1 protein-coding gene is annotated in these 806 nt (G+C 68.0%); it reads right to left on the reverse strand.

Features of this window, described 5'->3' with window-relative positions:
- Positions 1-176: 176 nt before the first annotated feature.
- A partial coding sequence (locus CBY09_RS23340; protein WP_240515827.1) for a methyl-accepting chemotaxis protein occupies positions 177-806 on the reverse strand: 630 nt, incomplete at its 5' end.

Below are 806 nucleotides of genomic sequence, written 5' to 3' on the forward strand. Positions count from 1 at the left end.
CCCCTCTGCGTGCTTTTTGGTTGTGCAGTGCTGCCCCGCGTTGCGTTGCGTCACTTCGCGCTGCGTGGCCCTGCCCAGCCTTGGCGATGCTCTATTTTTGATAGCTATTCAGGCTATCCAGTCGCGCGGTAACGGCCATTTTGGTTGAGGTTCCCCCTCCTCCATGGCCCCTCCGCTCAGAAGCTCTCCCAGTCGTCGTCGCTGCCCCCTGCCTTGGGCGCTGGTGCAGGGCTGTGGGCCTTGGCTGCGGGGGCTGCTGCGGCGCTGCTGGCTGCTGCCGTCTTGGGGGCGGCCAGGCTGGCCGCTGGCTTGGCGGCGGGTTTGCGTGCGCCCAGGCTGGCGGGCTTGGCCGGGGTGCTGCGCGGGGCGCTGTGGCTGGGCGCCGGGATGGGGGTCCGCGCTGGTGTTGCTGTGCTGTGGCTGCTGCTGCGCTGAGCGGTGCTGGTGGCGTGGGCGTCCAGCTTGAACACGGCCACGGCGTTGACGAGTTCGCCTGCCTGGGCGTTCAGCGCGCTGGCGGCCGCTGCCATTTCTTCCACCAGGGCTGCGTTTTGCTGGGTGGCTTGGTCCATCTGTGTGACGGCTTCGCCCACCTGGCCCACGCCTGCGCTTTGTTCGCTGCTGGCGGCGCTGATCTCACCCATGATGTCGGTCACGCGCCGGATGGAGGCGACCACTTCGGTCATGGTGGCTCCGGCCTTGTCGACCAGCGCGGTGCCTTGCTCCACGCGTTCGACGCTGGCGGTGATGAGGCTTTTGATTTCCTTGGCGGCTTCTGCGCTGCGCCCTGCCAGGCTGCGCACTTC

Origin of the sequence: Acidovorax kalamii, from assembly GCF_002245625.1 — a bacterium.
Lineage (GTDB): Bacteria > Pseudomonadota > Gammaproteobacteria > Burkholderiales > Burkholderiaceae_C > Acidovorax > Acidovorax kalamii.